The sequence below is a fragment of the Streptomyces qinglanensis genome, assembly GCF_900111245.1.
Taxonomy (GTDB): Bacteria; Actinomycetota; Actinomycetes; order Streptomycetales; family Streptomycetaceae; genus Streptomyces; species Streptomyces qinglanensis.
This window is the reverse complement of sequence record NZ_FOGO01000008.1, coordinates 145,037-170,855: the sequence shown is the minus strand read 5'-3', so window position 1 is coordinate 170,855 and position 25,819 is coordinate 145,037. Positions and strand designations below refer to the sequence as shown.

The window sequence follows — 25,819 nt, the reverse complement described above, 5'->3', positions numbered from 1 at the left end:
GCGGCCGGACCCGGCACCGCAGCGCCGCGGGCGGGCTTCCCGCCCCGTCCGGCTGCGTCACCAGGACGTTCGCCTTCGGTAGGGTCGATCGCATGCTCGGGTACTTGAAGGCCGCACCACTGCACTGGCTCCGGGCGCTGAAGGACACCGCGCGCTCCGGACTCAGCGTGGAGCGCGCCTCGCTGACACCGCTGACCGCGGTGCGCGGCGCGTGCGGCGTCGGACTGGTGGTCGGACTGGCGCTGCTGATCGGCACCCCGCAACTGGCCGTCTCCAGCGCGTTCGGCGCCTTCGCCTCCGGCATCGCCACCTTCCAGCGGAGCTGGCGGCCCCGGCCCGTACTGGCGCTGGCGGCCTCGACCGGCCTGGCCGTCTCCACCTTCCTCGGCTATCTGCTGATCGGCATGCCCTGGGCGTTCGTGCTGCTGCTGGCACTGTGGGCCTTCCTGGCCGGGATGGCCTGGGGCGTGGGCCCCACCTCCGGCGTGGTGGCCGCCTTCAACATCTCCGTGATGCTGATCACCGTCCACCTGCCCACCAGCACCCTGGGCGCGCTCAACCACGCCGCGCTCATCGCCATGGGCGGCGTGGTGCAGGCCGGACTCATCGTGCTGTTCCCCGTACGGCCCTGGGGCGCACACCGCGACACCCTCGCCGACGCGCTGGCCGCCGTAGCCGACTACGCACGGCGGCTCCGCCACGACCCGATGGCGCCCTTCGACCCCGAACCGCTCATCCAGGCCCGCACCGCTGCCGCCGTCACCCCGCGGCAGGCCCGCCGCAGACCGCGCCAGTTGCACGGCTACCGGGCCATGGCCGAACGCTTCCGCCCCGTGCTGGCCTCCCTCGCCGACCCGGTGGTCGGCGGCGCCCCGATGGTGGGGCCCGAACGGGACCGAGTACGCGAACTCCTGGCCGCCGCCGCGACCGTACTGGACGCCTCCGCGCGCGCCATCCGGCGCGGCGAACGCGTCCGGCTGCCCGACCAGGCCCTGGACGTCCTCCAGGTGCCCAAGAGCGGCCCCGTCCTCAGCGGCCCCGCACGACGCGCTGCCCTGCGCCTCATCGCCCTCACCGACGACGCGGTGGAGGCGGCCCAGGAGCCCGTGGAGGTCACCCGCGGCGGGGTGCTGGCCCGGGTCACCTGGCACGTGGCCGACCGCGAGGGCCGCCGCCGCGGCTTCCCCGACCAGCACCCCGAAGCGGACGCCAGCCTGGACGGCCCCTACGGCCCCGACCCGGACGAGGTGGCCGCCGAGGAGGCCGAGGCCCGGGAGTCCGAGAACGCCCGCCGCAAGGCCGCCGGCGGCAAGCACACCCCCGCCGCCGGGCACGCGCTCGCCCGCCACCGCCATCTGCACATGCCCACCCTCGCCGGGCTGGTGCCGGTCGCGCTGCGCGCCCTGCGCCGCGAATTCCACTGGAAGTCACTGATCCTGCGGCACGCGCTGCGCGTCAGCGCCGTCGTCTCGGTCGGCTTCCTGATCGGCAGAGCCCTGCCGCCCGCACACGGCTACTGGGTGCCGCTGACCGCCGTCATGGTGCTGCGACCGGACTTCTCCCGCACCTACGAACGCGGCATCGGCCGTGCCGTGGGCACCTTCGTCGGCGTCGCCATCGCGGGCACCGTGATGGCGCTGGCCGGACCCGGCCCCTACCTCAGCGCCGGGCTCGCCGTGCTCAGCGTCGGCTTCCTCTACCTGCTGCTGAGCACCGGATACGTCATCGCCTCCGTCTGCACCGGCGCCTACGTGATCTTCCTGCTCGGCATCCTGGGCACCGACTGGTACCAGACCGCCTACGAGCGCGCCGGACTCACCGCGCTCGGCGGGCTGCTCGCCATGCTCAGCTACGCGCTCTTCCCCGCCTGGCACACCCCGCTGCTGCGCGACCGGCTCGCCGACTGGCTGGCCGCCACCGGCCGGTACGCCATCGCCGTGCTCGACGCCTTCGCACAGCCCGCCGCACACGCCCCCCGCCAAGTGCGCGAAGCGCTGCTGGACACCCGGGCGGCCCGGCAGGACTGGGAGCAGACCCTCAGCCGCGCCGAGGCCGAACCCGTCCGCCACCGCGGCCGCCTCTCCCGCCGCTCCGCCAGCGACGCCCAGTCCGCACTGGTCACCATGGGCCGCGCCTGCATGCTGCTGGAGGCCCACCTCCCCGGCCCGGACGCCCGCCCCGACGGCGCCGCCGCCGACTTCTCCGCGGCGGTCGCCACCGACATGTCCGCCGCCGTCACCGCCGTCCGGGAGAGCGAACCCCTGGAGTGGAAGCGCGTCCACCAGGCCCTGGCCCGCTGGTGGGAGGAGGCCGACCAGCCGCCGCCGGTGGCCCTGCGCACGGCCGAACTCCTCACCGACGCACTGGACGACCTCACCCACGCGGCAGCCCCGAAGAAGTCCTGAGCTCCCCGTCCAGGGGCGCGCCCGTCGCGGACCGCCGTCAGGCGGGCCCGGTCCGCACCGGAGCCCGGCGCAACTGGTCGCCGTACCGGTAGATCATGATGGGCGGCCCGCCGGTGTCGTCCTCCTCCACCAGCACCCGGTAGATGAACGGCGCCGGGCCGGTCACCTGCACCACCGTCCCCGGCTTGCCCGTCTTCGCGTCCCGCACCCTGTCGCCCTCGGCCCACACGGTCACACGCTCCGCAGCCCGGGCCCGTCGCCCATCTCGCCCCCGCTGCCGCCGCCGTCGCCGCTTCCGTGTTTGCGGCGCAGATGCGCTGCGAACAGCGCCTCCAGATCGGCACGCGGCTGCGGGTCCCACGCCGCCCGCCTGATCATCGTGCGGAACCATGCACAGTCCTGGCAGTCAGGCACCTGCGGCCCGTCGTTCATGAATCGTCCTCGCGCTGGAATTTCCGGCTCACAGCAACAAGAGTGCGTGACGCGACGTAGTCTCAACAGCACCGACAGCTTTACTCGTTCCGTAATAGCCAGCCGGGGTGAGCCCATGGCCAAAACTCCACTCGACCCGTCATCGAGCATGGCGGCCCTCTACGGTGTCCACCTCAAACGGCTCAGAGAACGGCGCGGCTGGACCCAGCGGGACCTCGCCGCCCGGGTGTTCGTCAGCCCCGGCCGGGTCGCCCAACTGGAATGCGCCTCCGGAGCCCGCCCCACCGCGGAGCTGACCCGCGCCCTGGACGATGCCCTGGAGGCGGGCGGCCTGCTGGTCGACCTGTGGCCGCACGTGTACCGGGAGAGCTTTCCGGACTGGGCACGCAGGTTCATGGAGCTCGCCGCCAGGGCGGTACTCATCCGGGAGTACGCCTCGCAAGCCGTGCCGGGACTTCTCCAGACCGAGGCGTACGCGCGGGAGGTTTTGCGGGTCGGAAAGGGCGTGACAAGTACCCAGGTGCTTGAGGAGCGCGTCTCGTTGCGGATGGCGCGACAGGAACGACTTCAGGGGCCTGACGCCCCCACACACTGTGCAGTGCTCGATGAGGCGGTTCTTGCTCGTCGAGTAGGTGGTGACCTGACGATGCACAAGCAACTGGACCGCGTCCGGCGAGCATGCGAAGGACAGGCGATCCAAGTGCTCCCGTTCGTCTCAGGTGCGCATCCGATGCAAGGGGGATCACTCACCCTGTTGACCATGCCCGATGGGACAGAAGTGGCCTATGCGGAGGGCGCCAATCACGGACAATTGTTTGAAGAGCCCGAAGACGTGGACAGGTTCAATCATGTCTACGATCAACTGCGTGCGGCGTCGCTACCTGAGCCGATGTCTGCGCAGATGATCGCCCAAGCAGCGGAAGGCTACGAGCATGGTCGATCTGAGCGACGCGCGCTGGCGTGCAAGCAGCTACAGCAATCCGGACGGCGGCAACTGCGTCGAGGTGGCGGACGGCTTCCCGGGCGTCGTTCCGGTGCGTGACAGCAAGGACATCGATCGTGCGCCGCTGGTGTTCCCGGAGCGTGCTTGGGCGACGTTCATCGCCGACGTGGGGCGCTGACATGGTGGATCTGAGCGACGCGCGCTGGCGTGCAAGCAGCTACAGCGATCCGGACGGCGGCAACTGCGTCGAGGTGGCGGACAACTTCCCCGGCGTCGTTCCGGTGCGTGACAGCAAGGATCCGGCGCGGGCACCGTTGGTGTTCGCGGCGCACGCCTGGGCGGCGTTCGTCACGCGGCTCGGCGACGGTCGCCCGGCCCTCGTGCGTCACTCCCAGGTCGCCGTGTCGGGGTCGATGCCGTGGGCGCGGGCGTCGGCGTCGACGATGCGGCGGAACCAGGTGGCGAGGCCGGGGCGGAGGGCGTCGTAGTGGGCGGCGAAGCCCGGATCGGCCTCGTATCTGCGGGCGAGGCAGACCTGCATCTGCCGGGTCAGGGGGAAGTACGAGGCGAAGACCTCGCGGTGCCGTTCGACGAGGTGGCTCGCCTCCGGCGTGCCGGGAGTCACCCCGGCGTCCATCGCCTCGGCGAGAGCGCGGTCGAGGTCGGCCACTGATTCGGCGACGGCCTGCCATTCCTCCGGAGTGCGCGAGGCCGAGCGTTCGGCGAACTGCCGCCACTGTGCCGTGTCTCCGTACTCTTTGCGGGCCTGCGCGGTCCAGTCGGGATTCCACTCCGGGCCGAAGAGCGCGGCCTGCTGCTCGGCGGTCAGCAGCAGGCCGTTCTCGTGGGCGTCGATCATCCGGTCCAGTCCGGCGCTCAACCGCTGGAGGCGGGCGATGCGTTCCGCCACCTGGGTGCGCTGCGCGCGCAGCGCGCCGGGCACGTCCGCGGTCGAGTCGTCCAGGACGGCCCGGATCCGGTCCAGGCCGAGACCGATCTCGCGGTAGACGACGATGCGGTGCAGGCGTTCCAGATCTCTGGCGGTGTAGAGCCGGTATCCGGCAGCCGTGCGCAGCGACGGGCGGGCCAGACCGATCTCGTCCCAGTGGTGCAGTGCGCGTACCGTCACGCCCAGCCGGGCCGAGACCTGCCCGACCGTCAGACCCTCGGCATCGGTTCCCTCAGGCATGCTTCCCATTGTCGCCGCCACCGGCATCCGGTGCGGTGATCCCGATGTCCGCCAGGTTGTGCGCCTCCTCGGAGCCCGGATCGAAGGGCTTCGCCGCGGTGAGGACGATCCGGACGTTCTCCGGCGTCGTCACTGTCACGTCCCGGGTGTTCCACGGGGTGTCCCGCGGGCCGTCGACGGAGTCCGGGCGCACCGCACGGCAGGTCTCGGCAAGAGAGTCGAGCTGGCCGAGTACGCAGGCGAAACTGACGCTCATCGCCGGTGCCTGCTCCGGCACGCTCGCCGCCGGGACGAGGAGCACGTCCTGGAAGGCCCAGCGGCGCAGGTGCACCAGCCGGCCGGGAATGCTGAACAGCTCGAAGAACCCGAGCCCCCGTGTCCAGAAGTCCACCGAGGCGGCCAGGTCGTCCGTGGGGATCGTCACGAAGGCGGGCATGCCGTAGATGCCGCGGAAAGGCTCCGGCGGAACCGCGTCCGGGCCGGGCGGGGGGACAGGGCTCATCTCGAACGCGTTGTAGTAGTCGCTCATGGGCCCCACCTTTCAGCCTCACGCAACGTGAGGGTCAAGCCGTGCCCCTGCGGGGTGGTATCCGGTGGGCACACACGGCTGCGGCGGGGGAGCCGCCCCCCGGCGGCTCCCCCGCCGCAGCGGTCAGCGGGTCGTGAGGGTCACGAGTGGGAGGTGATGACGCCGCCGGGGGTGAGCACGATGTACACGCCGTTGGCGCTGGTCCCGGTGGCGCTCTCGTTCGCCTCCAGGGTGCCGTTGACCGCACCGTCGTGGCCCAGGATCTCCGCGCGGTACCGGTTCCGGCCGAGCTTGGTGACCTCGGCCTTCCAGCCGCCCTCCAGGTCGAAGGTGCCCGGACCCTGCTGCTCGCCGCCCGTCCAGGAGTGGACCTTGCCGCCCATGGTGAGCACGAGATACATGCCGTTGAAGTTGGCGCCGTCGTCCGCGTCGTGGGTGCGCAGCGTGCCGTAGCGCTCACCGCCGTTGATGATCTCGGCGCGGTAGTTCTGGTCGCCACTCCGGTAGATCTCGGCGGTGCTGCCGTCCACCAGGGTCTGGGTGCGCACAGGTGAGGCCGCCTTGCTCTCGGTGCTGTCGGCGACGGGTGTGCCGTTGTGCTCGCCCTTCGGGGTCTTGCCCGATGCGGACGAGGAGCCGCCGGACGAGGAGCCGCCGGACGCGGCCTTGTCCTCGCCGGTGGAGTGCGAGGCGGCGGCGGAGTCCTTCTTCTGCGAGCTGCCCGCGGCGTCCTGGTCGGTGCCCTGGCAGGCGGTCAGCGAGAGTGCCGCGGCGGCGGCGAAGGCGACCAGGCCGGTGGTGCGGAGAGTGCGGCGGGTGCGGCGAGCGGTCATGATGGAAATCCCCCATGGGCTGTCAGGATGCGGTGTCGCCGCCCGTCTGCGCGGGCTGCGGCCGCATCGGCTGTGCGCTTGTACCCCATGAGATGGCGCGCGGGCCGAAGTTGTTCACGGGGTTGTGTCCGCATCCGGTAACAGCCCGCCTTCGCCGCAGGGCCCAGCCGCAGGGCCGCCCGTGGGGCTCAGCCGGTGATCCGGCCGCCCGCCACGTCCAGCGTGATGCCCGTGAGATAGCCCGCCGCGTCCGAGGCGAGGAAGAGCGCCGCCGAGGCCACGTCCGCCGGTTCGGCCATCCGGCGGAGCGGGTGGCGCAGCGCGGTCCGGTGCTGCGCCTCCTTGGACATGGTGGCGGCGACCCTCTCGGTGCGGACCGTCGAGGGGGCCAGGCAGTTGACGCGGATGCCCTGGGGACCCAGCTCGGTGGCGAGTTGCCGGGTGAGCACGGTCAGGCCGGCGCCTGCGACGCCGTGGGCCAGGTCGGGCCCGCCGGGTCGGTGGCCTCCGGAGGACGCCGAGGACGCCGGGGTCATGGTGAGGACGCTGCCGCTGAAGCGCTCGACCATGGCCGGGAGGAAGGCGCGGATCGTCAGGAAGGTGGCGGTCAGTCCCGCGTCGAGGACCTGCCGCCAGCGTTCCTCGGTCAGCTCCAGGGCGGGTACGGGGGAGCCCCGGCCGCCCGCGAACGCGGCGAGGATGTCGACCGGGCCCAGCTCCTCCGCCACCCGCTCGGCCACCCGGCGCAGCGCCGCGCTGTCCGTCACGTCGGCGAGGGCGCCGATCGCGGTGCCGCCTTCCTTGCCGATGCCGTCGACGACCTCGAACAGCGCCGGGCGGTCCCGTCCCACCAGGCAGACGGCGACACCCTGGGCGGCCAGCGCCCGTCCCGTCTCGGCGCCGATGCCCCGGGAACCGCCGGTGACCACCGCGACCTTGCCCGCCAGGTCCGGGTAGACGGGGTGGGCGGGGACGGGGCCGCCGAGCGGGGCGGACGGCGCGGGGCCGTCCGGTGCGGCGCCGCTGGGGCTGTGCGTCATCGGGAGGATCCTCCGGTCGGTTCGCTCGTGTGCAGGCCCAGCTCGCTGCGGCGGCGGTGGCCGTAGACCGCGGCGCCGATCGCGCAGCCCACCAGGGCGCCGGTGGTGATGCCCCAGCCGACGACGAAGGCCCCCAGCTCCGTCGGCTCCGAGCGGCTGGGCCGGACCTCACCCCGCGGGTCGGCGACGACCGACAGGGTCTCGCCCACCTCGTCCTCGCTGCAGGGGAGGCGCAGGCCGTCGGTGCGGATTCCGTCCTCGGCGAGCGGGCGCATGTCGCAGGTGGGACCGCCCTTGGCAGGGTGGTGCACTTCCGTCAGCTCCACCCGTGTCCACGTGCCGCGCTGCCCCAGCACCGAGGCGGTGTTGCCGTTTCCGGCAACCACCAGCAGCGCCAGCCCCGCGAGGATGCCGAGCAGCAGATAGCCGGGTCGGGGCCCGTAGTAGGTCAACTCCAGGATCAGCAGGACCAGATAGAGCGCGGTGAACAGCAGCAGCGTCCAGAACAGCGGCTCACCACCGGCATAGGTGGGCAGCACCATGGCGGTGGCGGCCAGCGCGCATCCCACCAGCGTCACGGTCGTCGCCAGCGCGGTGGCGGCAGGGAGGGAGAGCTGCTGGATCCGGGCGTCCAGCCGGGGACTGAGCCGGTGCGGGGCGGCCGGGCGGGCGCCGAGCCGGGTGTAGAGCCCGGCGCCTGGTGCCATGCGGGGGGCCCGCTCGCTGCCGGTGGCGCCGGACGTGCCTGTCGCGAAGGGGCCGTCGGTGCGCGGCCGGTAGCGGCGGGCCCGGGCCATGCCCCCGCAGCCGGCGACGGTCAGGATCACGGCCCACGCCAGCAGCGCTCCGTAGACCGTGGGGTCGGGTTCCTCGTACGGGTCGGAGGAGAACGCCTGCATCAGCCCCGAGAGGAGGAAGACGAAGGCGAGGAGGAGCGCGAGCACGGACAGTGCCGTCCAGCCGGCCCGCCGTCCGCGCAGCGCCTGCCCGGTCTTGCCGCCTGCCGGGCCGCCGTACAGCTCGATCATCCGGTGCCGGTCGCGACTGCGGCCGCGCAGCCGCAGCAGCACCACGAGTGCCCCGGGGACGAGGACCGTGCCGGTGCCCAGCGACAGGTTCGCGGCCAGGCCCTCGGGGCGGCCGACGTGCGTGTAGTCGTAGATGCCGGAGGCCAGCAGGCCGCAGCCCGCGCAGAGCGCCACGACGAGTGCGGCGCGTGCCCACAGCTCGCCGGGCGCGAGTTGGGCGCGGATCAGCGCCGCACTCCACGCGGCGTCGTCCGCGGTGCCGTCCGCGGCGGCTTCCCCGTGCTCGTCCGGGAGCGCGTCCGTGGCCGTGCCGCCGCCGTCCGCCGCCCGCAGGCCGTCCCGGCCCGTCCTCGCCATGTGCCGCCCCCGTTCGCCTCGGACCCCGCCCAGCCTGCACCGAGCCCCGCGCCCCGCACTTTAGGGGGCGCCATGGACAGTGTCGGGGGTCGGGTCCGGTGCGGAGAATCCCTGTGGATAAACCCTCCTCGGAGGAGAGAGAGTGTGCTGTGTCTTCCTCAGCTTCCTCAGCTTCCTCGGTCCCCTCAGCTTCCTCGGCCCCCTCGGCTTCCTCACCCCGCATCCGTCCGGCCGCCCTCGCCGATCTGGCGTCGGTCGCGGACATCTACGCGCACTACGTCACCGACACCGTCGTCACCTTCGACCAGACTCCGCCGTCCGCCGAGGACTGGCGGCACCGCTTTCAGGAGCTGTCCGGGCGGGGGCTGCCCTTCCTGGTGGCGGAGCTCGGCACCGAGATCGCCGGATACGCCTACGCGGGCCCCTGGCGTCCCAAACCGGCCTACCGGTACACGGTCGAGGACTCCGTCTACCTCGCTCCGGGCCGTACCGGCCGGGGACTGGGCTCGGCCCTGCTGGCGCGGCTGCTCCGGGAGTGCCGGCCGGCCGGTGTCCAGCAGGTGGTGGCCGTCATCGCCGACACCGGCAGCGACGCCTCCACGGCGCTGCACCGCAGCCACGGCTTCACCCCGGCGGGGCGGCTCACGGCCGTCGGCCGCAAACACGGCAGGTGGGTCGACACGGTCCTGATGCAGTACTCCCTCGAGGGCGCGCAGGACGTGACGGACGAGTAGCACCGCGTCCCGCGCGCAGGGCACGCAGGACGCGCGGAGCGGTGCGCGGCACCCGGCGCCGAGCGGTCGGCGCCGGGCCGCGCGTCACTGCTCTCCGCGCTCCTGCTCGCGGGCCCGCTGGCGCTCTTGCTCGCGCTCCTGTTCGCGGGCGCGGCGGGCCGCCTCGGCAGGGCGGCGGACCGGGTCCAGCTCCTGGTCGATGTCCGGGATGGAGTCGCGGTCCTCGTCGCGGGTCTCCGCCTCCCACAGGGCCCGGTATTTCGCGTCCCGCAGTTTCAGCAGGAAGCAGGCCACCAGCGCGGAGAGCAGCGAGCCGAGGAGGACGGCGGCCTTGGTGTGCTCGGTGACGGCGGCGCCCTGGAAGGCCAGCTCGGACACCAGCAGCGAGACCGTGAAGCCGATCCCCGCCAGCATGGCGACCCCGGCCACGTCCGCCCAGGCCAGGTCCGAACTGAGGCGCGCTCGGGTGAACCGGGCCGCCAGATAGGTGCCGCCGAAGACGCCGAGGAACTTGCCGGCGAACAGGCCGATCATCACGCCGAGCGCTTCCGGTTGCCGGAAGGTCTCGCTCAGTGCCGAGGCCGAGACGCCGACGCCCGCCGCGAAGAGGGCGAAGACGGGCACGGCGAAGCCGGCCGACAGCGGGCGGACCAGGTGCTCGATGCGCTCGGCGGGGGAGACGCTGTTCGGGTCGTCCGGGTTGTCGGGCTTGACCCGGAGCAGCAGGCCCATCGCGACGCCGGCGATGGTGGCGTGCACGCCGCTGTTGTACATCAGCGCCCAGATCACCACGCCCAGCGGTACGTAGATGTACCAGCCGCGCACCCGCAGGTTGACGTGGAGGATCCGGAAGAGCACCAGCCCGGCGACGGCGCCCGCGAAGGCCGCCCAGTTGAGGGTGGAGGTGTAGAAGACGGCGATGACGAGGATGGCGCCCAGGTCGTCGACGATGGCGAGGGTGAGCAGGAAGGCGCGGATGCCGGAGGGCAGGTTGGTGCCGATCACCGCGAGGACGCCGAGTGCGAAGGCGATGTCGGTGGCCATCGGCACGGCCCAGCCGTTCAGGTCGCCGCCGTCCGCCAGGTTCACCGCGACGTAGCAGAGGGCGGGCACGATCATGCCGCTGGCCGCCGCGACCACGGGGAGCGCTGCTGCCGCGGGGCGGCGCAGTTCGCCGACGGTCAGCTCGCGTTTCAGCTCGATTCCGGCGACGAAGAAGAAGATCGTCAGAATGCCGTCCGAGGCCCAGTGCTCCACGGACAGATCCAGCCCCAGCGCGGGGATGCCGAAGTGGAAAGCCCGCACGCTTTCGTACAGATGCGCGAGCGGGGTGTTCGCCCAGACGAGTGCCACCACGGCGGCGACCAGCAATACCGTCCCACCGACGGTCTCCGTGCGCAGCGCGTCGGACAGCAGCTTGCGCTCGCGGGCCGAGGGGCGTGCGAAGAGCGACGTGTCGCCGCTGCCGCTCTGCTGGTCGCGGCTCTCGTCTGCGGTGGGCGGTGTCATGGGCGGCTCCTGGATCGGCGCGTGCAGAGATACGGGGAGGGTCCCCGTACCGCCGACCAGACTTCCCGGCACACCTGTGACAAACCTGGCGCGATCTTGACGCCTTTCGGACACCGTACTCGAACACAGCGGAACCGCGCCCTCCGGTCTCCTGGCCGATGCCCGGTCGATGCCCGCCCGTAGCCTGGCCGAGCCCGGGATCCCGGCTCCCCCGGAGGCCCGAATTCCACCCGGCCGGGCCCGGGATTCCGCCTCGCCGGGCCCGGAATCACGGCCCCGCCGGGGCGGCGGGATCCGCCTTGAGGGGGTCGGGGGGTGTTGATACTGTGCCCGGGATCTGTAGGGCGTGGCCGCGTGTCGGTACGCGGGGGTATGTCCGCTGTGGGGTATCGCACGGCGGTGCGGGGGCAGGTTTCTCGACGTGGAACGACGTGAGACGCACACAGAACGGAACACGGGGGTGGTGAGGTGAAGACCCAGGAGCGGAGCTCCGCCGGGGTCGGGCGCGGGGCGGCACTCACCCCACCGGCCGGGGACCGGCTGCCCTCCCCGCCACGCGAGCGCAAGCCCGCGCTCGCCGCGCTCGCCGTCCTCCTCGTGCTGCTCGGCGCGCTCGGTGCCACCGTTCTGGTGATGCGCGCCGGCGACCGGGTCGAGGCCGTCGTCCTGACCAAGCGGGTCCAGCAGGGCCAGGCGATCCCCGACTCGGCCATCGAACCGGTGATGGTCGCCGAGGACAGCGACATCAAGTACGTGCGCTGGGACCAGCGCGGCCTGCTCAAGAAGTACCGCTCGACCACCGACCTGGTCGACGGCACCGTGCTGGTGGGCAGCATGCTCACCAAGGAGAAGGGCCTGGAGGCCGGCAAGGCCGTGGTGGGGCTCTCGCTCAAGAGCGGGCAGTACCCGCCGCGCCTGAAGGAGGGCGACACGGTCTCCGCCTACCGGGTGGGCCGCGAGACCTCCTCGGGTGGCAGCGACGACTCCGACAGCGGCACCGGGGACGGCTCCGGTCAGCGGCGCGGCACCTCCGGCAACGCGACGATCGCCGAGGGCGCCAAGGTCCAGTCGATCAAGTCCGGCTCCGGCGACTCCTTCGCCTCCAGCGGCAACCTCCCCGTCTCCGTGGTCGTCGACAAGAGCGACGCCGCCGAGCTGACCGCGGCCGCGTCCAACGGAGAGGTGTCCCTCGTCCTCGACGCCGACGGCGGAAGCTGACACGCACCCGCGCGCGGGCCCACCGCGCCGCGGCCGTGTGGCGGGCTCCCCGCCGCCGGGACGCCGGGCCCGCCCGTGGAACCGTCCGCCGCGCGGTGTCGTCGTCGGCTACGGCAGGACACGACGGCAGGCACCACGGCACGGACGACAGCACACGGACACAAGGAAAGGCGTAGCCGGAATGGCGCTGATCGCACTCGCCGCCGACAAAGGCGCACCGGGGGTCACCACGACCGCCGTCGCCCTCTCGGCGGTGTGGCCGCGCCGCGCGCTGCTGGCCGAGATGGACACCGCGGGCGGTGACCTCGTCTACCGCAGCCCCGCAGCGGACGGGCGTCCGCTGGACCCCAACACCGGACTGCTGTCGCTGGCTGCGACCGCCCGCAGAGGGCTGGCCGCCGAGCAGCTCTGGGACCACACCCAGCGGCTCTCCGGCGGTCTCGAGGTGCTGGTCGGGCTCGGCAGCGCCGAGCAGTCCGCCGGGCTGGCCGGGCAGTGGGACACCGTGGGCCGCGCCTTCGCGCACCTCGCCGAGTCGCCGCACCCGCAACTGGCCGCCGACGTGATCGCCGACTGCGGACGCATCGGTCCGGAGGCCGCCTCGGTCGCACTCCTGCCGCACGCCGCGCTCGTGCTGCTCGTCGCGCGCGACGAGCCGGAGCAGATCGCCCGGGTGCGGGACCGCGCCCTGGCCCTCACCGCACGGCTGCACGGCGCCGGGCACGCCGCCGGCCCGCTGGCCCAACCGCTGCTCGGCGTACTGCTGGTGGCCCGCACCCAGGGCGCCGCCAAGATCGCGGGACAGGTCAACGACATGCTGGTCGCCTCCCGTGCCGGCGCCCGGGTCGTCGGCGTCCTCGCCCACGACACGCCGGGCGCCGAGCAGTTGGCCGGACGCCGCCGCGGCCGCGTCGAACGCTCGCTGCTCGTCCGCTCGGTACGCAAGATCGCCACCGATCTGCATCAGCAGTACGGCGCCAACTGGGAATCGGCCGCGCCGCCGCAGCGGTCCCTCACTCCGCCCGGTCCGGGGCAGCAACCCCCGGGCCCGGCCGGGAACCCGGTGCAGGCCCCCGGCGGGGGCCCGGCCCCGGGCGCCGGAGCGCCCCCGCACCCCGGTCCGGGTCCGGTCGGCGGGCCGGCCCCGAGCGGCCCTGCCGAACCCCTCCCCTCCGGCCCGGCGCCGCACCCGCGGCCCGGTCACCCCGGTGCACCCGGTCACCCCGGCAGCGCGCCCGGGAACCCCGGTGCGGGCCCCGGCCCGGCCCCGGCGCCCGGGAGGTCCGGACACCCCGCGCCCGGCTCGTGGACCCCGGCCGACCAGGGCGCACCCGGCCCGCAGACGTCCGCACCCGGCCCGCAGCCCACCCGGCCCGCTCCACAGGCGGCCCCGCCCGGCCCGCAGGCGTCCCCGCCCCCGCAGGCACCGGGCGCGCTGCCGCCGGTCCAGGCACCCCCGGCGCAACCGGCCGCCGCGCCCGCGCCGGGCGCCGCCGGGCAGGACACCTCCCCGCGCGGGCGCAAGGGGCTGCGGGCGCGGCGCAGGCCGACGGCGCCCGAACCGACACCGCCGGTACCGCTGCCCGGCACCCCCGGGAACGGCGACCCGGCGCGGGACGAGGGAGCCGCCTCATGAGCGCGAGCATGGTCGACCACCAACTGGTGAAGCGATTCCGGCAGGAGGCCGGGGACCGCATCGCCGAACAGCGCCGCATGGACCAGGCGTCCGGCGTGGCGGCGATGTCCGCCGAGGACGAGCGGCAGTTCGCGCGCGCGGTGATCGCGCAGATCCTCGAGGAACACGCGCGCACCGAGATCACCTCCGGCCGCACCCCGCTGGACGCGCAGTCCGAGGAGGCGTACGCGGCAGCCGTGCACGCCGCGCTGTTCGGCGTCGGACGGCTCCAGCCGCTGCTCGACGACCCCGAGGTCGAGAACATCGACGTCAACGGCTACGACCAGGTCTTCGTCGGCTATGCCGACGGCCGCGAGGTGCGGGGCGAGGCGGTCGCCGAGTCGGACGAGGAACTGATCGAACTCATCCAGATACTCGGCGCCTACTCCGGCCTCTCCTCCCGCCCCTTCGACTCCGCCAACCCGCAGTTGGACCTGCGGCTGCCGGACGGTTCCCGGCTCTCCGCCGTCATGGACGTCACCCGGCGGCCCGCACTGTCCATCCGGCGGGCCCGGATGGGCAAGGTCTTCGTCTCCGACCTGGTGGGCAACGGCACCCTCACGCCCGAGCTGGGCAGCTTCCTGACGGCGGCCGTACGAGCCCGCAAGAACGTCATGATCGCGGGAGCGACCAACGCGGGCAAGACGACGCTGCTGCGCGCCCTCGCCAACGAGATCCCCCCGCCCGAGCGGCTGATCACCGTGGAGCGGGCGCTGGAGCTCGGTCTGGACCAGTTCCCCGAACTGCACCCCAACGTGGTCGCGTTCGAGGAGCGGCTGCCCAACTCCGAGGGCCAGGGCACCATCAGCATGGCCGAACTGGTCCGCCGCTCACTGCGGATGAACCCCTCCCGGGTGATCGTCGGCGAGGTGCTCGGCGACGAGATCGTCACCATGCTCAACGCCATGTCCCAGGGCAACGACGGCTCGCTGTCCACCATCCACGCCAACAGCTCCAGCGAGGTCTTCAACCGCATCTCCACCTACGCGCTCCAGGCCACCGAGCGGCTGCCCATCGAGGCCACCCAGATGCTGATCGCCGGGGCCATCAACTTCGTCGTCTTCGTCGAACGCCGCAACGCCTTCGCCAGCGGCGGGCGGCTGTCCCGCTCGGTCACCTCCGTACGGGAGATCAACGGCGTGGACGGCCGGGTGCTCTCCAGCGAGGTGTTCGCCGAGGCCCCGGACGGACGGCTGCTGGCGCACGCGCCGGTCTCCTGCGCCCAGGAGCTGGCCGCACACGGATACCAGCCGACCGGGAACTGGGGGTGAGACCGTGCCTGTGAGCGGCGGTACGGGCGGCATCTTCGCCCTGTCCACCCTCTATGCGCTCCTCTGCGGCGTCGCCGTCGGCGGCGGCATCGCGCTGCTGATCGTCGCGCTGCGCGGGCTGCCGGCCAAGGCGCCGGACGAGCAGCGGGACGCGGGCAGGCGCGCCGCCGAACTGGCCCGGTTCATGAGCCGGCGCGGGTCGATCGCGGTGTGCGCCGCGGTGCTGGTGCTGCTGCTGACCCGCTGGCCGGTCGCGGCGATCGCCACCGGAGTGCTGGTCTTCCTGTGGGACCGGCTCTTCGGCGGTGCGGCCGAGGAGCGCGCCGCGATGAAGCGGGTGGAGGCGCTGGCCGCGTGGACGGAGTCGCTGCGCGACACCATCGCCGGGGCCGTCGGCCTCGAACAGGCCATCCCCGCCTCGGCCCGCGCGGCCGCCCCCTCGCTCCGCCCGCATCTGGACGCGCTCATCGACCGGCTGCGGGCCCGCACCCCGCTGCCCACCGCGCTGCAGAACCTGGCGGACGAGCTGGACGACCCGTCGGCCGACATCGTCGTCGCCGCGCTCATCCTCAACTCCCGGCTGCGCGGCCCCGGTCTGCGCGAGGTACTGGGCGCCCTCGCCAAGTCGGCGCGCGAGGAGGTCGACATGCGGCAGCGGGTGATGGCGCAGCGCGCCTCCACCCGGCGCAGCGTGCAGATCGTCGTCGGGGTCAGCGTGGCCTTCGTCCTGGGCCTCGCCGTCTTCAACCGGGACTTCGTCGCGCCCTACGGCACCCCGCTGGGCCAGGTCGTACTGGCCGCCGTGTGCGCCATGTTCGCCTGCGGCTTCTGGTGGCTGCGCAAGCTGTCGCAGATCGAGACCCCGGAGCGGTTCCTGGTCCGCGCCGACCCGCAGGCGGCCGGACCCCGTACGGGCCGTCCGGGCCAGAGTGCCGGGGCGCCGGGGCCCGGCGCCCCGGGGCCCGGCGGACCGCCCGCCGGGCCGGGCGCCGCCGGCGCCGGAGCGGAGGTACCGGGCCGATGACCCCCTTCACTCTCACCGCACTCACCGGCGCGCTCGTCGGTCTGGGCCTGTTCCTGCTCGTCAGAGCACTGGCCCCCGGCAAGCGGAGCACCGTCGCCTCCGTCGCCGAGATCGACGCGCTGCGCGCCCGCGCCGCCGCACACCAGCAGGGTGCGCAGGGCACTCCGGAAGAGAGCGGACGGGTCGCCGCCCTCCGCGCGCGGATCGGCGCCCGGGTCGCCGAACTGTATCTGCGGCAGGGCTGGGAGCAGCGCAGCCTCCGCTCCGACCTGGAGGTGCTGGAGCGCAGTTGGGAGAAGTTCCTCGCGACGAAGGTGCTGCTGGGTGCCGCGGGGCTGTTCTTCGGGCCGTTCCTGTTCTCGATCGGCTGGCTGATCGGGTTCGGCCGCAGCCCGCTGATCCCGCTGTGGCTCGCGCTGCTCTGCGCGGTGGTGTTCTTCATGCTGCCGGATCTGGAGGTGCGCCGGGACGCCGCGGCCAAGCGCCGCGACCTGCGCCGGGTGGTCGGCGCCTACCTCGACCTGGTGGCCATGAACCTGGCGGGCGGCCGCGGACTCCCCGAGGCGCTGAAGGCGGCCAGCGAGGTCAGCGACGGCTGGGCGCTGCGCCGGATCCGCGACACGCTGGCCGACGCGCGGATCACGGGGCAGAGCCAGTGGGCGGCGCTCGGCGACCTCGGTGCCCGACTGGGGGTCGACGAACTCAAGGACATGTCGGCATCCTTGGCACTGGTCGCCGACGACGGCGCCAAGGTGCGCGCCTCGCTCGCCTCGCGCGCGGAGACGATGCGGCACCGCGAACTGGCCGAGATCGAGGGCAGCGCGGGTGAGAAGTCCCAGTCGATGCTCGTGGCCCAACTGATGCTCTGTGCGGGCTTCCTCGTCTTCCTCATCTATCCAGCGGCCATGCGCGTCTTCCAGATCTGACGCCTCCCGACCCTCACTCGAAGACCAAGAAAGGACTGAGCCCGATGCCGAATCCGCTTCGCTCGATCAGTCACCCCGCCGTCGATTTCCTCGTCACCTTCCTGCGCGGCCGCGTCCAGCGCGCCCGCTCCGGTGAGCTGGACCGCGGTGCCTCCGCTGTGGAGTGGGTGATCATCTCCGCGGTGGTGGTGGCCATCGTCGGCGTGGTCGCCGCCATCATCAACATGGCGCTGAGCGACGGCGCCAACAAGGTCAAGGACTGCATCGACGGCGCCGACGAGAAGGGCACCTGCTAGGAGGAGCGGACCAGGACAGCACCCGCACGTAGGAGTGGCAGCGGTGAGAGCGCAGGAACGGCCGGCCGGATGGGCACGCCGCAGATGGGAGGCTGCCTCCCAGCGCGGCGAGAGCGGCATGACTGCCATCGAGTTCGTGCTCCTGACCCCGGTGCTGTTCTTCCTGATCTTCGCGACGGTGCAGTTCGCGCTGTACTTCTTCGCGGACCACGTGGCGCAGGCGGCGGCCCAGGCCGGAGCGCGCAAGGCCCGGCAGGAGGCCGACGCCGATCCGGGCGGCTGGCGCGCCAAGGCGCGGGAGACCTCCGGCTCCTACATCCAGCAGCTCGGCCCGGAGTTGATCCTCGACCCTGACGTGAAGCTGCTCGGCCCGCGCGACAACACCGTCGGAGTGGAGATCCGGGCCCGGGTGCCCTCGGTCTTCCCCGGCCTGGACATGGACGTGTACGCGATCTCCCAGGGCCCGATGGAGCGGTTCGTGCCGGACGGGGGCGGCTGATGAGACGGAGGACGAACCGCACGTGGAGCAGCGACGCGGGGCTCTCGACGATCGAGGTCGTCGTCCTGGCCCCGGTGATGATCCTGTTCATCCTCGTGCTGGTCGCCTTCGGGCAGCTCGTGGACGGCCGCGGCGCGGTCGACGGCGCCGCCCGGGACGCGGCGCGGGCCGGATCGCTCCAGCACGGCAGCCACGCCGCGGCGATGACTGCCGCGCAGCAGGCCGCAACCGCCACTCTCAAGGGCACCTGCGCGGGGGACGTGACCGTACGCGACGCGGGCAGCGACTACCGCTCCGGCGGGCTGTTCACCGTCGAGGTGAGCTGCCGGGTGCGCGGTCTGGACATGCTCGGGCTGGACATCGCCAAGGACATCTCGGGCCGGTCCAGTTCGCCGATCGACCCCTACCGGAGGACCGGATGAGCCGGCGCGCGGCGACCCGCGAGCGGGCCGCTGCCTGGCTGCGGGCCAGGGAGGCGGCCTGCGACGACCGCGGCTCCGGCGCGGCGGCGGTCATCATGTTCGCGCTGCTGTTCATGGCGCTGGCCGCGTTCGTGGTGGACGGCGGACTGTCCATCTCGCAGCGCGAGCGCGCCGCCGACATCGCCGAACAGGCCGCCCGCTACGCTGCGCAGGACATCGACGAGGAGGCGCTGCGCGCCAGTCAGGGCAACAGCGCCCCCATCAACTACGAGAACTGCGGCGCGCGGGTCCACGAGTTCGCCACCCGCTCCGGCCTCTCGGCGGCCGACGTGGCAGCCTCCGGCTGCGTCTCCGCCAGCGCCCAGCAGGTCCGGGTCCGCATCCGGCTCACCTACCGCCCGGTCCTGACCGGGCTGTTCTACAGCGCACCGCTCACCGTCCACGGCACGGCGACGGCGGAGTCCGTGACCGGGTGACCGGTCCGCGCGACCGCCCCCCTCCTCCACGTCCGCACTTCTCACTCTGGGAGCACACGACATGGCGCGCCGCAGTTCGACACCGGCACCGGCCCCCGGCGGGTCCAGGTCCCGTGCGCGCTCGCGCACGCCTGTCTCCGTGCGCACCCGCCGCACGTTCGGAGACCTGCTCAAGGCGTGCGGCGCGTTCCTCGCGCTGGCCGCGCTGGTGGCCGGGGTGCCCGCGGCGCTGGCGTACTTCATCGGCTGGCCGCTGCCGCACCGGATGCCGACGCTGGACATGCTGCGGGACGAGGTGAGCGCCGGGGTCTTCATCGACGTCCTGACGGTCGTCGTCTGGCTGGCCTGGGCACAGTTCACCGCCTGCGTGCTGGTCGAGGTGAAGGGCGCGCTCTCCGGGGTGGGTCTGCCGGCCCGGGTGCCGGGTGCGGGCCCGAGCCAACTGCTGGCCCGGCAACTGGTCACCGCGGTGCTGCTGCTGGGCTCCAGCACGGCGAGCTTCGCGCCCGGACTGGCCCAGCTCGGCCACACCGTCCAGCCGCACCAGCCCGCGCAGACCGTGGCCAGTGCACAGCTCCTGCCGGGGCAGCAGTCGGCCGGATCCGACGCGCTGACGGGCGGCGGCGGTGCGCACGTCATGGGCGGGAGCGGCGACACGGTGGTGCCGGCGGCCGCCGGGGGGAAGGGCGACGGCGCGGGGCGGCAGTCCGCGGGCGGCTCCTCGGACCGGGCACAGCAGACGAAGTTCTACCGCATCCAGCCGCCGGTGGGCCGGCACCACGACTCGCTGTGGGAGATCGCCGAACGGCATCTGGACGACGGGCGGCGGTACAAGGAGATCTACCGGCTCAACAAGGACCGGGTGCAGCCGGACGGTTCCCGGCTGTCCGAGGCGAGCCTCATCCGGCCCGGCTGGATCATGGAGATGCCCGCCGACGCGCACGGCGGCGAACTGGTCGAGATGCCGGACGACGCGCAGCAACTGGGCGAGCGGGAGCGTGCCCAGTTCGAGCGCTACCAGGGCAGTGGTCCGGGCCGCGACGCGGGCGGCGGCCACGGCGACCGGCGGCAGCAGCCCCCGCAGCAGGACGAGCCCAGCACGCCCGGCGAGTCCGAGAGCGACGAGCCCGGCGGGGAGGGCTCCGACACCGACAAGCCCGGCGATGACGGTCCCGGCAGCGGGGTGCCCGGCGGTGACTCGCCGGTCAGCGACACCCCGGACGGGGACCCCTCCGACGACGGCACGCCCGACCGGGACGCCGACCCGGTGCCGGACTCCTCCGACGACGGCGCCGGGGACGACGACTCCGACCCCGAACTGCAGCCGAGCGTCCCGGAGGACCCGGCGGCCACCAAGCCGGACCAGGAGGTCCCGGAGGACGGCAGCGGCCCGGGCGGACAGCCCCCCGGCGACCGGGACACCCCGGCCGGCCAGGACGCGGACGGCACCGGTGACGGCACGGACGACGCTGCCGACGCCGATGCGGACGACGCCGGGGCACGGCCGGACACCGAGGAGCGGCTGGACGTCCCGCCGGACGCGCACAGCCCCGACCGCCAGGGGCAGTCCGTCCCCGAGACCCCGGCCGAGCGGGAACCGACCCGCACCGACGACCTCGGGGACTCGGCGGACGACGACGGCCTTCCGGGCCCCGGCATCCCCCAGCCCGAGGACATCCGGCCCGGCGGGACCGACTCCGGCTCCTCCCACGACTCCGCGCCCGGCGGCGGCAGCGACCGGCGCGCGGCGGACCGCGACCGCGACGATGCCCGGGACCGCGACGGCGGCTCCCGGGACCGGGACGAGGGCGGCCGTACCGGTACCGGGGACCGCGCGGAGGACGACACCGCCGCCGACCTCGACCACGCCGGCATCCCGGAGGCCGACCGGAGCAACCGGCTCGACTCGTCCGGCCCCGCGCAGGACGAGGCCGGTGCGGACACCGGCGACGGCGTGCTCGGCCCGGTGGGCCTCCCCGAAGCCCTGCTGGGGGCACCGCTGCTGGCGGCGGGCGTGCTGGCGGCGCTGGGGCGCCGGCGGCGGACCGCACTGTGGAAGGCGGTCACCGGCCGGTCCCGGCGCGCGACCGGAGACGACTTCGTACCGCCCTCCGACCCGGCCGCGCTGGCCCGCGACGCGCTCCTCGCCGGAGCGGACCCCGGCGCCGTCCGGTTCCTGGACCGGGCGCTGCGCGGACTGGCCGAGGACCTGGCCGAGGCGGGACGGACGCTGCCCGTCGTCTACGCGGCCTGGCTGACCGGCCAGGATCTGCATCTGCAACTGGCCGAGGAGGCCGGACAGCCGCCGACACCCTGGCGGTTCGGCCAGAGCCCCACCTTCTGGACCATCCAGCGCTCGCAAACCCGCTTCGACGTGGACACCAGCGGCCCGCCGCCCTACCCGGCCCTGGTCAGCCTCGGCCTGCGCGGCGAGGCGCGGCTGCTGCTCAACCTGGAGTCGGTGCCCGGCCTGGTGTCCGTCGCCGGCGAGGAGGAGCGGCGCACCGCCGTCCTGGCCTCCGTCGCCGCCGAACTCGCCACCGGAAGCTGGTCGCAGGGGACCGGAGTCACCCTCGTCGGCTTCGGCGAGGAGCTGCGCGCGCTGGCTCCCGACCGGGTGCGGCACCTGCCCGACGTGGCGGCGCTGCTGCGCGAGCGGGAGGCCGCACGGACCGAGGGACCCGCCGCCTCCGGCGCGCAGCCGGCGGCACCCCAGGTGGTGCTGGTCGCCGCCGAGACCACCGAGGAGGAGGCGCACCGGCTGGCGGCGCTCGCCACCGAACGCGGGGGGCCGCGCGTCGGCTTCGTCGTCGGGGTGGCCGACGGGCGGCTGCCCAGTGCGGTGTGGGAGTTCACGGTCGACGCCGAGGGCACCCTCGCCGCACCCCGGATGGGACTGCGGGTGCGGGCCCAACTGCTGCCCGAGGAACTGCGCACCGCAGTGGTCGAACTGTTCGCCGACGCCGACGGAGAGCGGTCCGAGAGCGGCCGGGGCCCCGGGTTCCGCGTCGACCTGAGCGAGGGCGGTCGCCCGGCCGTCTATGCACGGATCATGGGCAGTTACGACGTCACCGGGATCGAACCGCCCGAGGAGGCGCGCAGCGCGCTGCTGCACGAGGCCCTGGCGCTGCTGCTGCTCAACCGGGACGGGGTGCACCCCCGGGTGCTGGCCTCCGCGCTGTGGCCCAAGGGCGTCACCGACGACGTCCGGGACGCGCTCGTCGAACGGCTGCGTGGCTGGCTGGGCATCGAGACCGACGGCACGCCCCGGCTCTCCACCGACAAGGACGGACGGCTCGCGCTGCGCCCCTCCGTCGTCTCCGACTGGGACGTGCTGCGCACCCTGCACCACGGCTGCACCGGCGAGCGCGGCAGCAGGCTGGCGGCGCAGGTGCGCCGCCAGAAGCTGGCCGAAGCCCTGGATCTCGCCCGCGGACCGCTGCTCGCCGACCGGCCGCAGGGCCGCTACGGGTGGCTCGCCCACGACGCGGTCGAGGCCCAGCACCCGCTGCTCGTCGCCGAGGTCGGGCTGGCACTCTGCGCCGAGCACCTCAGGTTCGGCGAACCCGGCGCCGCGGTCGAGGCGGCGTACGCAGCGCTGCGGAGCGGCTCGGCCGACGAGCGGCTGTGGGACGCGCTGCTGCGGGCCGCGCACGACACGGAGGAGCAGGCCGTCTTCGACGAGGCCGTGCGCTGGGTCACGGAGCGCGCCGCCGCGCTGCACGGCGCGGAGCGGGGCCTCCCCCCGCGCACCCGGGCCCTGCTGGAAGAGCTGGCCCCGGGCGCGTATCCGCGCTGAGCTGCCGCCGGGGGTCGCGAACGGTTCGTCACCGAATCGCGACCTTCCGCACGGGTCCCGGCGGCGCCGTGCCCCGTCACACCGGAGTGAGGCATCCGGACGACGGCGTGAGGGGGACGCGATGAGAAGGGGACGGCTCGCGGGGGTCGCCATGGTGGTGGCCGCGGGGGTGCTGTCGGGATGTACCGGCAGCACCCACGACACGAGGACCGACAGCCGCGAACGGGGCTACGTCGGGGGCGGCGGCCACGCGGGCGATGCCGCCCCACCGGGGAAGGGTGCCGTCCAGCCCGGCGAACCCGCCGACTTCCGCTCGACATTCGCGCTGGACGTCGACACGGCGTCCTACAGCTATGCGCAACGCATGATCCGGGACGGCGCCCGGCCGGCCCCCGGCACGGTGCGTACGGAGGAGTTCGTCAACAGCTTTCCGCAGGGCTACCGGCGGCCGAAGGGTGACGGCTTCTCGGTCTCGGCGGACGGCGCCCGCCTCGGTGCGGGCGACTGGTCGCTGATGCGGGTAGGGCTGGCCACCAGGAAGAGCGACCCGGATGCGCCGCGCCGCCCGGCCGCGCTCACCTTCGTCCTCGACGTCTCGGGCTCGATGGGCGGGCCCGGACGGCTGGACCTGGTCAAGGACGCGCTGCGGACGGCAGCCGGCCGGCTGCGCGCGAGCGACTCCGTCTCGCTGGTGACCTTCAGCAGGGGAGCCGAGACCGTCCTGCCCATGACCCGGCTGGACGACGGAGGCCGCGACCGGCTGCGGGCGGCGGTCGAGGAGCTGAAGGCCCAGTCGAGCACCGACCTGAGCGCAGGGATGAAGGAGGGCTACCGGCAGGCGGCCGAGCACCGGCGCTCCGGCGCCACCAACCGGGTCGTGCTGATGTCCGACGCGCTCGCCAACATGGGGGAGACCGACGCGGACCGGATCCTCGACCACATCGCCCGCCACCGCAAGGAGCAGGGCCTCTCGCTCTTCGGCGTCGGCGTGGGCAGAAACTACGGCGACGCGCTGATGGAGCGCCTCACCAACAAGGGCGACGGCAGCACCGTCTACCTCTCCACCCGGGCGGAGGCCCGCAAGGTCTTCGTCGACCAACTGCCCCGCAACATCACTTTGCGCGCCCGCGACGCCAAGGCCCAGGTCGTCTTCGACGAGGACACGGTGACCGACTTCCGGCTGCTCGGCTACGAGAACCGCAAGGTGGCCGACGACGACTTCCGCGACGACACCGTCGACGGGGGAGAGGTCGGCCCGGGGCACACGGTCACGGCGCTGTACGCGGTCAAGCTCGAACACGGCGCGAAGGGGAGGGCCGCCACCGCGACGGTGCGCTGGCTGGACCCCGACAGCCGGAAGCCGCACGAGGAGCAGCACGAGATCGCCGCCTCGGAACTGGCGGGGGAGAGCCTGTGGAAGGGCGAGGTCTCCCCGTATCTGCGGCTGTCGGCCGTCGCCGCCTACTTCGCCGAGGCGCTGCGTGCCGGAGGGGACGCCGCCTCGCCGGGCCCCGAGCCGAGCCCGGCAGCCGCAGAGGCCGAGCCGCTGCCCGCCGCGCCGTCGCTCGCAAAGCTGCGCTCGGAGGCGGACCGGCTCGCGGAGGAGCCGGGGCTGCCCTCGGCGGCCCGGCTGGCGAAGAACATCAGCCAGGCCCGGGGCATCTCCTGATCCGCGCCGCCCGGCGGAAGACGGCCTGCTGAGCTGCCGGGCCGGGCGGAGAAGGAGCCGTGGCCCGCGCCCTCGGGGGAAGGGGCGCGGGCCACGGCGGTCCGGAGGAAGTGTCGGCCGGCTCAGCCGGCCTGCAGCTTCTGGCCGGGCAGGATCAGGTCCGCGTCGTCACCGACGGTGGACGAGTTGTCCGGGTAGACCCGCTGCCAGGTGGTGCCGTGCGCCTCGGCGATCTCGCCGAGGAGGTCGCCCGGCTCGACGGTGTAGGTGCCGTGGCCGGTCCCGGGGGCCTGCTGCCGCGGCTGGGCACGCTTGCCGGGACGACGATGACGGCCCTTGCCGGAGAACAGCATGGTCTTTCGTTCCTTACGGTCGCGGCTGTCCGCCCTCTGGTGCGGGGCGAACGTGTCGAGCGGGAGCGACCGTAAGCACGTCTGGCCGGATGCTCCAACGAGGGGCGCTGGAGATCGTTGCAGCCGCTTGACACCCAACAGCGGCATCTGTGCTGGTGATGCGCCTGCGCGAAGATCGTCCCAGGTGGGTGTGACATAGCCGTCGGAGACAAGCGTCACAAGCGGGGACGTTCCGCCGGGGTTGCACGGCGGTGGGAAACAGCCGGGACCGGACGGACGCGGGGCCGGGGCGCGTCCGCGCGCCCGGCCCCGCTCCGGTCGTCCTCAGGGCCAGATCGAGTCGGCCCACTCCGGGTGGTCGACGAACGGATTGCGGTTGTGCTGGAACTGGTCGTATATGACGTCGTTCCTGCGCTTCTCGAAGGTGTCCGGCGGGTCCTGCTCGTTCCACTCCTTCAGCACCGAGAGGCGGCCCATGGCGGGCGCCGAGCCGTTGTCCACCTCGTCGTTGGGCTCCAGGTCGGGGAACGCGTCGTCGCCCTCGTAGCGCACGGCCATGTAGAGGACGATGCGGGCCACGTCGCCCTTCACCTCGTCGCGCGGCTCGAAGGAGTCGTCGTCGGTGCGGTTGCCGGGAGCCTGGTCGACCTCCTCGCCGCCCTCGTCGAAGTCCTTGTTGCCGCGGATGCTGTTGACCGAGACATCCGCGGGGCGCAACTGGTGGACGTCGGTGCCGGGACCGGTCGCCGTGCCCAGGTCGCCGTGCGACTTGGCCCAGACGTGCTCCCGGTTCCACTGGTCGGCGCCGCCGCCGTTGTCGTCGGCGCTCTGCGAGCGGCCGCTGTAGAACAGGACGACGGACGAGGAGTCGTCCGGATCCTGGTCGGTCTCCTTGAGCGCGTCCCACACCTGGTCGTAGGAGAGCGCTTCGGAGTCCTCGATGATGCCGTGCAGCGCGGACTTCAGTTCGGAGCCGGTCTTGCCCTCGGCGTCCTGGTAGTAGTCGGCGGGAGCGTCGTAGACGGTGGCCGATCCGGCGGGACCGGTGGGGGTCAGGGGCATGGCCGAGGCCGGTGCCTGCGGGGACAGCACCAGCAGTGCGGCGGTACCCAGGGCGGTGGCCAGAGGAGCGTGAACAGCACGCATGGGGGGTCCTCTCGACGGCACGGGACACCTACGGGAGTCAAGTACC

General features: G+C 73.5%; 26 protein-coding genes. 16 read left to right on the top strand and 10 right to left on the bottom strand.

Annotated elements, in window-relative coordinates:
• Nucleotides 1-92: 92 nt before the first annotated feature.
• On the top strand, nt 93-2,405 hold the full coding sequence (locus tag BMX65_RS18510; RefSeq protein ID WP_075001439.1) for an FUSC family protein: 2,313 nt from the start codon (nt 93-95) through the stop codon (nt 2,403-2,405).
• Between the two features lie 37 nt (nt 2,406-2,442).
• Here BMX65_RS18510 and BMX65_RS18505 read toward each other — a convergent pair whose 3' ends face one another.
• Nucleotides 2,443-2,640 (bottom strand): hypothetical protein, encoded by a 198-nt coding sequence (locus tag BMX65_RS18505; protein ID WP_019357127.1) that lies wholly within the window; start codon nt 2,638-2,640, stop codon nt 2,443-2,445.
• Complete coding sequence (locus BMX65_RS18500) at nt 2,637-2,837, bottom strand: hypothetical protein (RefSeq protein WP_075001438.1); 201 nt, start codon at nt 2,835-2,837, stop codon at nt 2,637-2,639. The genes BMX65_RS18505 and BMX65_RS18500 overlap by 4 nt, the downstream gene beginning before the upstream one ends.
• Before the next feature lie 115 nt (nt 2,838-2,952).
• Between BMX65_RS18500 and BMX65_RS18495 the strand changes: the two genes are divergently transcribed.
• The 3 genes from BMX65_RS18495 to BMX65_RS34160 are packed head-to-tail and all read left to right on the top strand — an operon-like array spanning nt 2,953 to nt 4,268.
• Nucleotides 2,953-3,879: a helix-turn-helix domain-containing protein gene (locus tag BMX65_RS18495; RefSeq protein WP_239501827.1), complete on the top strand. Its 927-nt coding sequence runs from the start codon at nt 2,953-2,955 to the stop codon at nt 3,877-3,879.
• Nucleotides 3,842-3,958, top strand: a complete 117-nt coding sequence (locus BMX65_RS33595) for a DUF397 domain-containing protein (RefSeq protein WP_075001436.1) — start codon at nt 3,842-3,844, stop codon at nt 3,956-3,958. The genes BMX65_RS18495 and BMX65_RS33595 overlap by 38 nt, the downstream gene beginning before the upstream one ends.
• A gap of 1 nt (nt 3,959) precedes the next feature.
• The gene (locus tag BMX65_RS34160) at nt 3,960-4,268 is read left to right on the top strand and encodes a DUF397 domain-containing protein (RefSeq protein WP_079171963.1); all 309 of its coding nucleotides are present in this window, start codon (nt 3,960-3,962) and stop codon (nt 4,266-4,268) included.
• Here BMX65_RS34160 and BMX65_RS18480 read toward each other — a convergent pair.
• The 5 genes from BMX65_RS18480 to BMX65_RS18460 form a co-directional block, all read right to left on the bottom strand.
• Nucleotides 4,166-4,969 (bottom strand): MerR family transcriptional regulator, encoded by an 804-nt coding sequence (locus tag BMX65_RS18480; protein ID WP_177214291.1) that lies wholly within the window; start codon nt 4,967-4,969, stop codon nt 4,166-4,168. The two genes, BMX65_RS34160 and BMX65_RS18480, sit on opposite strands and share 103 nt — an antisense overlap.
• Nucleotides 4,962-5,498, bottom strand: coding sequence for a VOC family protein (locus tag BMX65_RS18475; protein WP_075001434.1), 537 nt, complete (start codon nt 5,496-5,498; stop codon nt 4,962-4,964). Before BMX65_RS18475 ends, BMX65_RS18480 begins: the two co-directional genes overlap by 8 nt.
• A 140-nt stretch (nt 5,499-5,638) precedes the next feature.
• On the bottom strand, nt 5,639-6,331 hold the full coding sequence (locus BMX65_RS18470) for a hypothetical protein (RefSeq protein WP_075001433.1): 693 nt from the start codon (nt 6,329-6,331) through the stop codon (nt 5,639-5,641).
• A 188-nt stretch (nt 6,332-6,519) separates the two neighbouring features.
• A complete protein-coding gene (locus tag BMX65_RS18465) occupies nt 6,520-7,371 on the bottom strand; it encodes an SDR family NAD(P)-dependent oxidoreductase (RefSeq protein ID WP_079171962.1) in 852 nt (283 codons plus the stop codon).
• Nucleotides 7,368-8,756, bottom strand: a complete 1,389-nt coding sequence (locus BMX65_RS18460; RefSeq protein WP_075001432.1) for a hypothetical protein — start codon at nt 8,754-8,756, stop codon at nt 7,368-7,370. The genes BMX65_RS18465 and BMX65_RS18460 overlap by 4 nt, the downstream gene beginning before the upstream one ends.
• 221 nt (nt 8,757-8,977) lie before the next feature.
• Here BMX65_RS18460 and BMX65_RS18455 point away from each other — a divergent pair, with 221 nt between their 5' ends.
• On the top strand, nt 8,978-9,490 hold the full coding sequence (locus BMX65_RS18455) for a GNAT family N-acetyltransferase (RefSeq protein WP_075001574.1): 513 nt from the start codon (nt 8,978-8,980) through the stop codon (nt 9,488-9,490).
• Between the two features lie 84 nt (nt 9,491-9,574).
• Here the strand turns inward: BMX65_RS18455 and nhaA are convergent, their stop codons facing one another.
• A complete protein-coding gene (gene nhaA, locus BMX65_RS18450) occupies nt 9,575-10,999 on the bottom strand; it encodes a Na+/H+ antiporter NhaA (protein ID WP_075001431.1) in 1,425 nt (474 codons plus the stop codon).
• A 468-nt stretch (nt 11,000-11,467) separates the two neighbouring features.
• Between nhaA and BMX65_RS18445 the strand changes: the two genes are divergently transcribed.
• From BMX65_RS18445 to BMX65_RS18395, 11 genes are all read left to right on the top strand, one after another.
• Nucleotides 11,468-12,217, top strand: a complete 750-nt coding sequence (locus BMX65_RS18445; RefSeq protein ID WP_075001430.1) for a hypothetical protein — start codon at nt 11,468-11,470, stop codon at nt 12,215-12,217.
• A gap of 181 nt (nt 12,218-12,398) precedes the next feature.
• Entirely contained in the window at nt 12,399-13,853 is a 1,455-nt protein-coding gene (locus tag BMX65_RS18440; RefSeq protein WP_075001429.1) for a hypothetical protein, read from the top strand.
• Nucleotides 13,850-15,163 (top strand): TadA family conjugal transfer-associated ATPase, encoded by a 1,314-nt coding sequence (locus tag BMX65_RS18435; RefSeq protein WP_075001428.1) that lies wholly within the window; start codon nt 13,850-13,852, stop codon nt 15,161-15,163. The genes BMX65_RS18440 and BMX65_RS18435 overlap by 4 nt, the downstream gene beginning before the upstream one ends.
• A 4-nt stretch (nt 15,164-15,167) precedes the next feature.
• Nucleotides 15,168-16,187, top strand: coding sequence for a type II secretion system F family protein (locus tag BMX65_RS18430; RefSeq protein WP_398758614.1), 1,020 nt, complete (start codon nt 15,168-15,170; stop codon nt 16,185-16,187).
• Nucleotides 16,184-17,113: a type II secretion system F family protein gene (locus BMX65_RS18425; RefSeq protein WP_075001426.1), complete on the top strand. Its 930-nt coding sequence runs from the start codon at nt 16,184-16,186 to the stop codon at nt 17,111-17,113. Before BMX65_RS18430 ends, BMX65_RS18425 begins: the two co-directional genes overlap by 4 nt.
• Before the next feature lie 44 nt (nt 17,114-17,157).
• A complete protein-coding gene (locus BMX65_RS18420) occupies nt 17,158-17,409 on the top strand; it encodes a hypothetical protein (protein ID WP_075001425.1) in 252 nt (83 codons plus the stop codon).
• 118 nt (nt 17,410-17,527) lie between these two features.
• The gene (locus BMX65_RS18415; protein WP_239501826.1) at nt 17,528-17,908 is read left to right on the top strand and encodes a TadE family protein; all 381 of its coding nucleotides are present in this window, start codon (nt 17,528-17,530) and stop codon (nt 17,906-17,908) included.
• Nucleotides 17,908-18,330 (top strand): TadE/TadG family type IV pilus assembly protein, encoded by a 423-nt coding sequence (locus BMX65_RS18410; protein WP_075001423.1) that lies wholly within the window; start codon nt 17,908-17,910, stop codon nt 18,328-18,330. The genes BMX65_RS18415 and BMX65_RS18410 overlap by 1 nt, the downstream gene beginning before the upstream one ends.
• Nucleotides 18,327-18,806, top strand: a complete 480-nt coding sequence (locus BMX65_RS18405) for a pilus assembly protein TadG-related protein (protein ID WP_075001422.1) — start codon at nt 18,327-18,329, stop codon at nt 18,804-18,806. The genes BMX65_RS18410 and BMX65_RS18405 overlap by 4 nt, the downstream gene beginning before the upstream one ends.
• A 139-nt stretch (nt 18,807-18,945) precedes the next feature.
• Nucleotides 18,946-22,605: a hypothetical protein gene (locus BMX65_RS18400; RefSeq protein WP_075001421.1), complete on the top strand. Its 3,660-nt coding sequence runs from the start codon at nt 18,946-18,948 to the stop codon at nt 22,603-22,605.
• Between the two features lie 121 nt (nt 22,606-22,726).
• Complete coding sequence (locus BMX65_RS18395) at nt 22,727-24,274, top strand: vWA domain-containing protein (RefSeq protein WP_239501825.1); 1,548 nt, start codon at nt 22,727-22,729, stop codon at nt 24,272-24,274.
• A gap of 122 nt (nt 24,275-24,396) precedes the next feature.
• On the opposite strand, the gene BMX65_RS18390 is transcribed toward BMX65_RS18395, so the two are convergent.
• The gene (locus BMX65_RS18390) at nt 24,397-24,627 is read right to left on the bottom strand and encodes a LysM peptidoglycan-binding domain-containing protein (protein WP_239501824.1); all 231 of its coding nucleotides are present in this window, start codon (nt 24,625-24,627) and stop codon (nt 24,397-24,399) included.
• A gap of 324 nt (nt 24,628-24,951) precedes the next feature.
• A complete protein-coding gene (locus BMX65_RS18385; RefSeq protein ID WP_075001419.1) occupies nt 24,952-25,773 on the bottom strand; it encodes an endonuclease I family protein in 822 nt (273 codons plus the stop codon).
• Nucleotides 25,774-25,819: the final 46 nt, after the last annotated feature.

Coding starts and splice junctions, on each gene's coding strand:
- BMX65_RS18510 (WP_075001439.1), top strand. CDS start 93: ATGCTCGGGTACTTGAAGGCCGCACCACTGCACTGGCTCCGGGCGCTG.
- BMX65_RS18500 (WP_075001438.1), bottom strand. CDS start 2,837: ATGAACGACGGGCCGCAGGTGCCTGACTGCCAGGACTGTGCATGGTTC.
- BMX65_RS18495 (WP_239501827.1), top strand. CDS start 2,953: ATGGCCAAAACTCCACTCGACCCGTCATCGAGCATGGCGGCCCTCTAC.
- BMX65_RS34160 (WP_079171963.1), top strand. CDS start 3,960: ATGGTGGATCTGAGCGACGCGCGCTGGCGTGCAAGCAGCTACAGCGAT.
- BMX65_RS18480 (WP_177214291.1), bottom strand. CDS start 4,969: ATGCCTGAGGGAACCGATGCCGAGGGTCTGACGGTCGGGCAGGTCTCG.
- BMX65_RS18475 (WP_075001434.1), bottom strand. CDS start 5,498: ATGAGCGACTACTACAACGCGTTCGAGATGAGCCCTGTCCCCCCGCCC.
- BMX65_RS18470 (WP_075001433.1), bottom strand. CDS start 6,331: ATGACCGCTCGCCGCACCCGCCGCACTCTCCGCACCACCGGCCTGGTC.
- BMX65_RS18465 (WP_079171962.1), bottom strand. CDS start 7,371: ATGACGCACAGCCCCAGCGGCGCCGCACCGGACGGCCCCGCGCCGTCC.
- BMX65_RS18460 (WP_075001432.1), bottom strand. CDS start 8,756: ATGGCGAGGACGGGCCGGGACGGCCTGCGGGCGGCGGACGGCGGCGGC.
- nhaA (WP_075001431.1), bottom strand. CDS start 10,999: ATGACACCGCCCACCGCAGACGAGAGCCGCGACCAGCAGAGCGGCAGC.
- BMX65_RS18440 (WP_075001429.1), top strand. CDS start 12,399: ATGGCGCTGATCGCACTCGCCGCCGACAAAGGCGCACCGGGGGTCACC.
- BMX65_RS18435 (WP_075001428.1), top strand. CDS start 13,850: ATGAGCGCGAGCATGGTCGACCACCAACTGGTGAAGCGATTCCGGCAG.
- BMX65_RS18425 (WP_075001426.1), top strand. CDS start 16,184: ATGACCCCCTTCACTCTCACCGCACTCACCGGCGCGCTCGTCGGTCTG.
- BMX65_RS18420 (WP_075001425.1), top strand. CDS start 17,158: ATGCCGAATCCGCTTCGCTCGATCAGTCACCCCGCCGTCGATTTCCTC.
- BMX65_RS18415 (WP_239501826.1), top strand. CDS start 17,528: ATGACTGCCATCGAGTTCGTGCTCCTGACCCCGGTGCTGTTCTTCCTG.
- BMX65_RS18410 (WP_075001423.1), top strand. CDS start 17,908: ATGAGACGGAGGACGAACCGCACGTGGAGCAGCGACGCGGGGCTCTCG.
- BMX65_RS18405 (WP_075001422.1), top strand. CDS start 18,327: ATGAGCCGGCGCGCGGCGACCCGCGAGCGGGCCGCTGCCTGGCTGCGG.
- BMX65_RS18395 (WP_239501825.1), top strand. CDS start 22,727: ATGAGAAGGGGACGGCTCGCGGGGGTCGCCATGGTGGTGGCCGCGGGG.
- BMX65_RS18390 (WP_239501824.1), bottom strand. CDS start 24,627: ATGCTGTTCTCCGGCAAGGGCCGTCATCGTCGTCCCGGCAAGCGTGCC.
- BMX65_RS18385 (WP_075001419.1), bottom strand. CDS start 25,773: ATGCGTGCTGTTCACGCTCCTCTGGCCACCGCCCTGGGTACCGCCGCA.